Origin of the sequence: Streptomyces sp. NPDC005774 (genome assembly GCF_042871645.1) — a bacterium.
Taxonomy (GTDB): domain Bacteria; phylum Actinomycetota; class Actinomycetes; order Streptomycetales; family Streptomycetaceae; genus Streptomyces; species Streptomyces pratens.
Genome location: NZ_JBIAIV010000066.1, coordinates 25,432 through 34,769, shown reverse-complemented (window position 1 = coordinate 34,769; position 9,338 = coordinate 25,432). Strand labels below are relative to the sequence as shown.

Below are 9,338 nucleotides of genomic sequence, written 5' to 3'. Positions count from 1 at the left end.
CCCGCCCCGCCCGCCCCCCCCCCCCCCCCCCCCCCCGCGCCCCGGCCGCGCCCCGCGCCGCCCCCCGCGCCCCCCCCCCCCCGCCGCGGCCGCCCCGCCCCCCCCCCCCCCCCCCCCCCCCCCCCCCCCCCCCCGGCCCCCTCCGGGAGCCACTCCAAGGGGCGTTCCGTCCCGCCGCCTCCGAGCCAGAATCCGCGGTGGAACGTCTCGGCCATGGCGCCGAGGTTGAGCTCGCTCAACGGCGTGGTCCCGCTACCCCTGCGCAGCCGGTCCCCGGTCAGTTCCACGGTCCGTGCCAGCGGATTCCTCGACCGCTCGCCGTAGAGCACCTGGCTCACCACGGCCCCGTCCCCATGTCTGTGCGGCCGACCCGGCCGGCCGTTCCCGTTACTTGCTGACAGCGAACCGCATCAGGGCATGCTCGTCACCCTGCTTGATCTTGCCCGTCACATTGATCACCTCGAGCTTCCACGTGCCACCGACCCGGATCGCCTTGGCCACGGCGCAGCAGTTGTCCTGGGTGAGCATGCTCGGCCAGATGTCGGCGACCTGCTGGGTGCTGCCCCCGGTGGCGTCGTAGACCTTGAAACTGATGTTGCGCGCCTTCTGGAAGGCGCTGCCCTTCTTGTAGGCGGCGGCGACGAACACGATCGACGTGATGTTGGACGGGACCCGGGCGAACTCGACGGTCACCGTCTCGTCGTCCCCGTCGCCGTGTCCCGTCTGGTTGTCTCCGCTGTGGACCAGCGAGCCGTTACCCAGCGGGTCGAGCGAATCGAGACCCGCGAGGCGTACCGGGTCCCCGCCCTGCATGGCGATGGCGATCAGGTCGAGGTCCGTGCCGGTCTTGTGGCGCAGCTTGCCCAGCAATCCGCCGCTGCTGCCGGCGGTCGGGTCCCAGGAGGCCCCGATGGACAGGTGGGTCACTCCGTCCAGGTCTGCCGGGCCGTCTTCCTTCGTAAGCGTGATCATGAGTGGGTCATCCTTCATCAAGACGGACTACGACACGCAAAGTGTGCCTGATGCCCTGTCCGCCCTCTGCGACCGGCCCCGAGGAGGGAAGGCGGGGCCTTCTGCCGGGGCCCTCACGCCAGCCGCGCCTCGAGTTCCGCACGGTCGGGGACGAACCAGAGCTGATTGCCCCGGTTCGCCTCGCGCACGAAGTCACGGAAGGCGTCACTGCCGGCCACGTGGGAGGCGATGTCGCCGACGATCGCCAGGCGGATGCGGTAGTTGACGAACTTCTGCGTGACCTCACCGGCCACGCCCGAGCGCAGGGCGAAGAAGTCGTCCGCCACCCGCTCGACCGGGACGGCCACCATGTCGGCCTGACACCCCAGGGCATCACCGATCAGATCGAGGGCGGTCTGGCCGCCGCTCAGTTTCGATCCGTCCCTGTCGCACAGGAGAACGGAGACTCCGTGCACGGTCGCGAGGTGGCTGGCTGTCATGATGCGATCATATGCGAGTGAGCACATCGCTCACTGATCGATTACGAAACGCCCAACCACTGGTTGCCGCACGGTGAGCAGGTCACTATGAGGCCATGACACCGGCGCAGCAAGCCATGGAGCGACTTCGGGCCTGGCCCGATCTCACCGCCTGCAAGGCGGGGTGCGGTACCGGGCAGGCCCTCCGTTTCGCCCGGGACGAGGTCGTCCACTTCCACACGGGACGGGACGTCGACCTCCATCTGACCCGCCGCGCCATCCAGCGCTTCCGCTACGACCTGAGCGCCTCGACCGCGATCCAACTGGTCCCGGGTTCTAACTGGGTGACGGTGCGTCTGGACTGCGCCACCGACATCGACCTGCTGCTGACCCTGGTGAGCGTCGCCCTCAAGGCCCACCAGGCCGCCCCGCCCCCCTCTCCCGCACCGATGGCCTCCGGGTGCAATTTCCACCGGGTCACGGTGCTGTCGCGCGACCCGGTGACCGAACACTGAGAAGACGCCCCGCCCCTCGGCCGTTCAGGAACCTCCGGTGTCGGCGCCCCCCGCCTCCTCACGGCCGCAGACCGCTGACGATGTCCGCCGTGGCCGTCAGACCGCTGTGGATGGCGGGGGCCATGCCCGAACCGGCCAGATAGAACCCGAGCAGCAGGCAGACGATGCCGTGGGAGAGCTTCAGTCCGCCGTTGCGCAGGAAGATCACCGCCAGGATCGCGAGCAGCAGCACCACAGAGATGGAAATGGCCATCGTCAACCTCCTCCGCCACGTCCGCTTCGCGGCGTTCGGCCGCAAGTGTGGCGTAGCGGATGGTTCGTCCGGGCGGCTGAGCTGTCCTCCGAACGTGTGGTGTCTACGACTTACCGCGGGCGGTACGCGTCGAGAAAGGATTCCAGTCCCGCCAGGTCGTCGGTGTTGAGGTGGTCGACGTCCGCGGCGACCAGTTCGCCCCACAGGGCGTCCCGGGCGGGACCCGGCAGGTCGGGGGTGGCCCAGAACCGGACCGTCTGGCCGCGCCCGTGCGCGGTGCCCACGATGTCGTGCAGCTTCCGTCGCTCGGCGGCGGGGAACGCGCCGATTCCCTGCCAGGTGAAGTTGAGCGTCCAGTTGTCGCTGATCAGCGGGATCAGGGAAGATCGGGCCGGGCCGCCGAGGTCGGCCAGCCGGCCGTCGTAGAAGGCGTGCCGCACCCGCTGGGCCTCCATCGGGGCGCGGGCGGCACGGTCACCGGAGACGACGGCGGTGACCGGACCGGGCAGCACCCGGCCGTCGGCGCAGGTGGTGAACAGGTGCCGGTACCGCCGGAGACGGCGGTGCAGCTCGAGGTAGGTGGACACGCCCTCGGTCTTGATGTCGATGAGCAGCCGGAGCGGTGTGCGGTGCCCCCGGTACACCGATCCTTGGTGGGCTCGCACACGGGCGGTGAGCGGGTCGAGGTAGAGGGACTCCAGAGTGCGGGACGGGTCGAGGTCCTCGGGGTCGTGGGCGACCAGGAGTTGGTCACCCATGAGGTGGATGTCGGCCTCGACGCTGCCGAAACGGTGGTCGAGGGCGTCGAGGAGGGGACGCGGGTGCTCGTAGTCGTTGTGGGCGTGGGCCCGCCACAACGGCCTTGGGCGATAACCGTGTTCACCGGCCAGTGCCCGGGTCGTCGGCAGGGCGAACGAGGCCGCGAGGGCGGTGCCGAGGGTGGTGAGGGCTCTGCGACGGGTGGTGAGGGCCATGCTCCGCCTCCCTGGAATGGCGTACGGGGACCTCTGGAGTATGAGGTCCGCACAGGTCCAAGGAGCAGTGCGATGACGCGAGTTGTACGATCCGCCGTCGCATGTTCACCTCGCGGGAAGCCGGACGCACGGGAGAGCCCGCCGTGACGGCGGGCTCTCCCGTGGGACGTTCGGCCGGGTGCGAGTACCGGTACCCGGCGGATTCGACGGTGCGGAAAGGTACGTGACGCTGCCTCAGGATGCTCGTAGATCGACGAGTTCGGCCAGCGCCTCGCGGTGGGCGCCCGCGGTACCGTAGGCGATCGAGTCGGCCTTGGCCCGCTTCAGGTACAGGTGGACCGGGTGCTCCCAGGTCATCCCGATGCCGCCGTGCAGTTGCAGCGCCTCCTCGGCGGCATGGACGGCGACCCGGCCCGCGTAGGCCTGCGCGACAGCGACAGCGACAGCGGCGGCCGTATCGGCGCCGTCACCCGCGGTCACCGCTTCGGCGGCCAGCGCGTCCGCCGCGTTGCGGGCCGCCGCACGGAGGCTGACGACCTCGAGCCACAGTTGGGCGAGCCGGTGCTTGATCGCCTGGAAACCGCCCACCGGCCGGTTGAACTGCCTGCGATCCTTCAGATAGCGGACGGTTTCCGTCAACGACCATTCGGCGAGCCCGAGTTGTTCCGAGGCCAGCAGTCCGGCGCCCGCGCACAGAGCTCGTCGTACGGCGGGTTCGGCGTCGCCCACCCGGTGTCCCGGGGTGCCGTCCAGAGTGACGCGGCCGAGGGGGCGGGTCAGGTCCAGGGAGGTCTGCCCGGTAACGGTGACGCCGGCGGCGTCCGCCTCGACGGCGTACAGCCCGCCGTCCGCCGCCGGGACGAGCAGTACGTCGGCCGCGGCCGCGTCCGCGATGCCGGTCAGCTCGCCGTGCAGGACTCCGTCCGCCGCGCGGACGGTGGGAAAGGGCGCGCCCGGGGCGGTGTGCAGAGGGACGGCAAGGGCGCCGATGCGGCGCGCGGACGCCAGCGAGGTGAGCACCTCGCTCCCGTCGGCACAGGCCAGTAGTGCCTCGGTGGCCACGACGGCGCTGGTCAGATAGGGCACGGGGGCGACGGCCCGCCCCAGCTCCTCGAGGACGACCGCGGCCTCCCGGTGCGTGGCGCCCTGGCCGCCGCGTTCCTCGGGCACCAGCAGCCCGGCGAGGCCCATACCGTCGGCGAGTGCCTTCCACAGCGACAGGTCGTGCGGGGTGTCCGACTCGGCGCGGGAGATCACCCGGGCCGCGCCGCAGTGGTCGGTGAGCAGGTCCCGGACGGCGGCGCGCAACGCCTCTTCCTCCTCCGAGTAGAGGAGATCGGGTTGCGCGCTCACCGGACTCGCCGGACCGGTCTTCGTCGGGCTCGTCGTGCTGGTCGTGCTCATCGGGCCAGGTCCTTCCAGGCGACGTCCTTGTCGGTACGCGGCTCGGCCGGGAGGCCCAGGACGCGCTCGGCAACGATGTTCAGCAGGACCTCACTGGTCCCGCCCTCGATGCTGTTGCCCTTGGAGCGGAGGTAGCGGTAGCCGGCCTCGCGACCGGTGAAGTCGACCAGCTCGGGGCGCCGCATGGTCCAGTCGTCGTACAACAGTCCCTCGGCTCCGAGGAGTTCCACCTCCAAGCCGCTGATCTGCTGGTTGAGGCGGGCGAAGCCCAGCTTCATCCCGGCGCCCTCCGGGCCCGGCTGGCCCGCGACGAGCTGCTGGCGCAGGCGTTCGCCGGTGAGCCGGGCGACCTCGGCCTCCACCCAGAGTCCGAGCAGGCGCTGGTGCAGGTCGTGGGTGCGCAGTTCGGGACGTTCGCGCCAGGTCCTCGCGACCGGGCCGATCATGCCGCCCTCACGGGGCAGCCGCATGCCGCCGATGGCCACGCGCTCGTTGTTGAGGGTGGTCTGCGCGACCCGCCAGCCGTCGCCGATCTCGCCGAGCCGGTGGGATTCGGGGATGCGGACGCCGGTGAGGAAGACCTCGTTGAACTCGGCCTCACCGGTGATCTGGCGCAGTGGCCTCACCTCGACGCCGGGGTCGGTCATGTCGCAGACGAAGTAGGTGATGCCCCGGTGCTTGGGCACGTCCGGGTCGGTGCGGGCGATGAGGATGGCCCAACGGGCGGCATGGGCACTCGATGTCCATACCTTCTGCCCGTCGACCACCCAGCCGTCCTCGTCCACGCGGGCCGCCCGGGTGCCCAGGGCGGCCAGGTCGGATCCGGCGCCCGGCTCGCTGAACAGCTGGCACCAGACCTCCTCGCCGGTCCACAGTGGCCGCAGGAAGCGCCGCTTCTGCTCCTCCGTGCCGTACTGCAGAATCGTCGGCGCGGCCATGCCGAGGCCGATGCCGATGCGCCGCGGGTCGTTGCCGGGCGCCCCGGCGGCCTCCAGCTCGGCGTCCACGACGGCCTGGAGGGATCGCGGGGCGCCGAGTCCGCCGAGCCCTTCGGGGTAGTGCACCCAGGCGAGTCCCGCGTCGAAACGGGCGCGCAGGAAGTCGAGGCGGCCGGTGGTGGCGGGCGGCTGCGCGGTCAGCAACTCCTGGGCGCGCCGCCTCAGTTCGACTGCGTCGGTCATGCGACGGCTCCGTTCTCCGCTGCGGGCAGCACGGCGACGCGTCCGGTGGTGACGCCGTCCGCGACACGCTGCACGGCGCCGGCGGCACCGGACAGCGGCACGCGCTCGCTCACCAGCGGTTTGACGGCGCCCCGGGCGGCCAGCTCCAGAAGCTGCTCGTGGCAGTGCTGGACCAGCTTCGGGTTCCTGGTGTTGTACAGGCCCCAGTGCAGGCCGAGGACCGAGTAGTTCTTCACCAGGGCGTGGTTCAGCGCCGGGCTGGGAATCGTGCCGCTCGCGAAGCCGACGATCACGATCCGGCCCTCGAAGGCCACGACCTTGGCGGACTGGGCATAGGCCTCTCCGCCGACCGGGTCGTAGATCACGTCGGCGCCCCGGCCGCCGGTGGCCTCCTTCACCGCGGCGATGACGTCCTGCTCACGCCGGTCGATCACCACGTCGCAGCCCAGTTCGCGGGCGACGGGCACCTTGGCTGCGCCGCCGACCACGCCGATGACGGTGGCGCCGGCGGCCTTGCCGAGCTGCACGGCCGCGCTGCCGACCCCTCCCGCGGCGGCGTGCACGAGCAGCGTCTCGCCGGCCTCCAGGCCGGCCCGGCGGTGCAGCCCGAACCAGCCGGTCTGGTAGCCGATGTGCAGGGCGGCGGCCTCGGCGTCGTCCAGCGCGTCCGGGGCGGAGCGCAGTCCGGCGGCGTCCGCGACGGCGTACTCGGCGAAGCCGCCGTACGGCAGCGCGGGGCTGGCGAGCACCCGGCGCCCGTCCTCGGTCTCGCCGCAGATCTCCACGCCCGGGGTGAACGGCAGCGGCGGCCTGACCTGGTACTGGCCCCGGCACATCAGCGCGTCCGGGAAGTTGATGTTCGCGGCACGCACCTTCAGCAGGACCTGGCCTTCACCGGGCGTCGGCCGCTCCACCTCCGCAAGGCTCATCACCTCGCCCGGCTCGCCGATCTCGTGCACCTGCCATGCCTGCATGCGGAGCCTCCACGGGACTGTGAACGTCGTGTTCGCCTGACCGAGTCCATCGCATACTAAGCGGTCGCTTGCCTTCAGGGAACCGTCTCGCACGTCACGGCCTTGCGCACCCCGGTCCGCCGAGGAGGCTTCCTCGTCCGTCAGGACCGCTTGGGACGTGCCCGTACATGCATCCGCTCCCCCTGCGGACCGAACAGGCTGAGGAACTCCACCGGACCCTCTCCCGTCGACCCGAAGGCGTGCGGCACGCGCGTGTCGAACTCCGCCGCCTCCCCCGCCGTCAGCACCACGTCGTGCTCGCCCAGTACCAGCCGCAGCTTGCCGGACAGCACGTACAGCCACTCGTAGCCCTCGTGCGTGCGGGGTTCGGGCTCGAACGTGCGTTGCGGTTCGAGCACCTTGTACGCCTGGAGTCCGCCGGGCTGGCGGGTGAGCGGCCAGTGGGTGCGGCCACAGTGCTGGAACGGCTTGGAGCGGATGCGCGGATCGCCGACCGGCGGCGCACCGACCAGTTCGTCCAGCGGCACCTGGTGGGCCTGCGCGATCGGCAGCAGTAGTTCGAGGCTGGGTTTGCGCAGTCCGGACTCCAGCCGCGAGAGGGTGCTCACAGAGATGCCGGTCGCCTCGGACAGCCCTGCGAGGGTCACCTCCCGCTCCTTCCTGATCCGCCTCAGCCGGGGACCCACATCCGCGAGAACGCCGTCGGTAGTCATACCGATATTGCAGGATCGGCAAAGACATTTGTCAATCCGGTAGTGCTCGGGCGACGGTCGACGTGGAGGTGGTCACCATGACCGGGAAGAGCGGAAACATTCGCGAAGGATGCGCGCACGGGACCGGAGAAACGAACGGCACCGGCACCGGCTACGACGTGGTGGTGGTCGGAGGTGGTGCGGCCGGACTGTCCTCCGCGCTGGTGCTCGGCCGGGCCCGGCTGCGGACCCTGGTCGTCGACGCGGGCGAGCCGCGCAACGCGCCCTCGCCCCACATGCAGGGCTACCTGTCGCGGGACGGGATGTCACCGGCCGCGTTCCTGGCCGCCGGCCGTGAGGAGATCGCGGGCTACGGCGTCGAACTGCTCACGGGCCGGGTGACGGCCGTGACCCGGAACGGCACCGGCACCGGCACCAGTAACGCTGGCTTCGCCGTACTGCTGGACGACGGCCGGACCGTCCGCGCGCGGCGGCTGATCGTCGCCACCGGGTTGAAGGACGAACTGCCCGCTGTCCCCGGAGTCACCGAACGGTTCGGACGGGACGTGCTGCACTGCCCGTTCTGCCACGGCTGGGAGGTCCGCGACCAGCCGTTCGGCGTGCTCGCCTCCAGCGCCATGAGTGTGCACCAGGCACTGATGGTGTCCCGGTGGTCCAAGGACGTCACCTTCTTCCTGCACACGGTCGCCGAGGAGGAGCTGTCCGACCAGGACCTGCGCCGGCTGGCCGCGGCCGGTGTCGACGTGGTGCCCGGCGAGGTCGCGGAACTGGTGGTCGAGAACGACCGGCTCACCGGCATCCGTCTCACCGACGGCTCCGTCCACGCCCGCTCCGTGCTGTACGTCGGGCCGCGCCCCGCGCCGCGGACGGGCCTACTGGAGCGGCTCGGCGCCGAGCTGTCCGAGACCCCGTTCGGCGCGTACCCGGTCGTGGACCCGACGGGCCTGACCTCGGTGCCGGGCGTCTGGGCGGCGGGCAACGCGATCGGCTTCGCCGAACAGGTCGTCCACGCGGCGAGCGGGGGCTACCGGGCGGCGGCCGCGATCGTCGGCGATCTGCTGATGACGGACCTGGACGCCGCGGTGACCGCGTGATCCGCGGCCGCTTCGGCGGCCCGGGTGTGGAACGCCGGGCCCCGTAGCACCATGGCTGCATGCTGCTGTCCCGGCCGGCCCGTGTGCCGCAGGAGGTCGCCGCCACCTCGGCGCGGTCCCGGAGGATCGCGCTGCTCGCGGAGCTGTTCCGGGACGCGGAGGCGGACGACGTCCCCGTCGTCATCCCGTATCTGGCGGGCCGGCTGCCGCAAGGCCGGATCGGCGTGGGCTCAAAGAAGCTGAGCCGGCCGGTCGCCCCGGCGGAGCGGGCGACCTTGATCGTCTACGCCGTCGACGCCCTGCTCCCCGCGCACCCGGAGGCAGGCCCGTGAGGGGCGCCCGGAGCGCCGGCCTACTGGTGTTCAGACACACCGATCACGGGCTGGAGGTGTTGCTCGGTCACATGGGCGGCCCGTTCTTCGCCCGCAGGGACGCCGGCGCGTGGACCGTTCCGAAGGGCGAGTACGACGCCGGTGAAACGGCCTGGGACGCCGCGCTCCGGGAGTTCGAGGAGGAACTGGGCCTGCCGCCGCCCGACGGGGAGGTCGTGCCGCTCGGCGAGGTCCGGCAGTCGGGCGGCAAGACCGTCACGGCCTGGGCCGTCGAGGGCGACCTCGACCCGGCGGCCGTGGCGCCCGGCACCTTCCGGATGGAGTGGCCGCCGAAGTCGGGGCGGATACAGGAGTTCCCGGAGCTCGACCGGGTGGAATGGCTCTCCGTGCACCGGGCGCGGGAGCTGATCGTCTCCGCCCAGGCGGTGTTTCTCGACCGCTTGGCGGAGCACTCGCCCTGAGGAACCC

General features: G+C 71.5%; 11 protein-coding genes and 1 pseudogene. 4 read left to right on the top strand and 8 right to left on the bottom strand.

Going from position 1 to position 9,338, the window contains the following annotated elements:
• Positions 1–387: 387 nt before the first annotated feature.
• The gene (locus ACFYQA_RS35160) at positions 388–972 is read right to left on the bottom strand and encodes a TerD family protein (RefSeq protein WP_386401418.1); all 585 of its coding nucleotides are present in this window, start codon (positions 970–972) and stop codon (positions 388–390) included.
• Between the two features lie 113 nt (positions 973–1,085).
• Positions 1,086–1,451, bottom strand: coding sequence for a DUF4180 domain-containing protein (locus tag ACFYQA_RS35155; RefSeq protein ID WP_388926852.1), 366 nt, complete (start codon positions 1,449–1,451; stop codon positions 1,086–1,088).
• 95 nt (positions 1,452–1,546) lie between these two features.
• Here ACFYQA_RS35155 and ACFYQA_RS35150 point away from each other — a divergent pair, with 95 nt between their 5' ends.
• Complete coding sequence (locus ACFYQA_RS35150; RefSeq protein ID WP_388926849.1) at positions 1,547–1,945, top strand: luciferase family protein; 399 nt, start codon at positions 1,547–1,549, stop codon at positions 1,943–1,945.
• 58 nt (positions 1,946–2,003) lie between these two features.
• On the opposite strand, the gene ACFYQA_RS35145 is transcribed toward ACFYQA_RS35150, so the two are convergent.
• The 6 genes from ACFYQA_RS35145 to ACFYQA_RS35120 all read right to left on the bottom strand — a co-directional run bounded on the left by ACFYQA_RS35145 (position 2,004) and on the right by ACFYQA_RS35120 (position 7,444).
• Complete coding sequence (locus tag ACFYQA_RS35145; protein ID WP_388926846.1) at positions 2,004–2,198, bottom strand: hypothetical protein; 195 nt, start codon at positions 2,196–2,198, stop codon at positions 2,004–2,006.
• Between the two features lie 110 nt (positions 2,199–2,308).
• Positions 2,309–3,172 (bottom strand): phosphatidylinositol-specific phospholipase C/glycerophosphodiester phosphodiesterase family protein, encoded by an 864-nt coding sequence (locus ACFYQA_RS35140; RefSeq protein ID WP_388926843.1) that lies wholly within the window; start codon positions 3,170–3,172, stop codon positions 2,309–2,311.
• 234 nt (positions 3,173–3,406) lie between these two features.
• Complete coding sequence (locus tag ACFYQA_RS35135) at positions 3,407–4,525, bottom strand: acyl-CoA dehydrogenase family protein (RefSeq protein ID WP_388926856.1); 1,119 nt, start codon at positions 4,523–4,525, stop codon at positions 3,407–3,409.
• 47 nt (positions 4,526–4,572) lie between these two features.
• Positions 4,573–5,757, bottom strand: a complete 1,185-nt coding sequence (locus ACFYQA_RS35130) for an acyl-CoA dehydrogenase family protein (RefSeq protein ID WP_388926840.1) — start codon at positions 5,755–5,757, stop codon at positions 4,573–4,575.
• Positions 5,754–6,731, bottom strand: a complete 978-nt coding sequence (locus tag ACFYQA_RS35125) for an NADPH:quinone oxidoreductase family protein (protein ID WP_388926837.1) — start codon at positions 6,729–6,731, stop codon at positions 5,754–5,756. Before ACFYQA_RS35125 ends, ACFYQA_RS35130 begins: the two co-directional genes overlap by 4 nt.
• Before the next feature lie 140 nt (positions 6,732–6,871).
• Positions 6,872–7,444: a helix-turn-helix domain-containing protein gene (locus tag ACFYQA_RS35120; RefSeq protein WP_388926834.1), complete on the bottom strand. Its 573-nt coding sequence runs from the start codon at positions 7,442–7,444 to the stop codon at positions 6,872–6,874.
• Between the two features lie 62 nt (positions 7,445–7,506).
• Between ACFYQA_RS35120 and ACFYQA_RS35115 the strand changes: the two genes are divergently transcribed.
• The 3 genes and pseudogenes from ACFYQA_RS35115 (at position 7,507) to ACFYQA_RS35105 (ending at position 9,331) form a co-directional block, all read left to right on the top strand.
• The gene (locus ACFYQA_RS35115) at positions 7,507–8,538 is read left to right on the top strand and encodes an NAD(P)/FAD-dependent oxidoreductase (RefSeq protein WP_388926831.1); all 1,032 of its coding nucleotides are present in this window, start codon (positions 7,507–7,509) and stop codon (positions 8,536–8,538) included.
• Between the two features lie 59 nt (positions 8,539–8,597).
• Positions 8,598–8,843 (top strand): annotated as a pseudogene (locus ACFYQA_RS35110) (ATP-dependent DNA ligase); the annotation flags it as partial.
• Between the two features lie 23 nt (positions 8,844–8,866).
• The gene (locus tag ACFYQA_RS35105) at positions 8,867–9,331 is read left to right on the top strand and encodes an NUDIX domain-containing protein (protein ID WP_388926828.1); all 465 of its coding nucleotides are present in this window, start codon (positions 8,867–8,869) and stop codon (positions 9,329–9,331) included.
• Positions 9,332–9,338 lie beyond the last annotated feature (7 nt).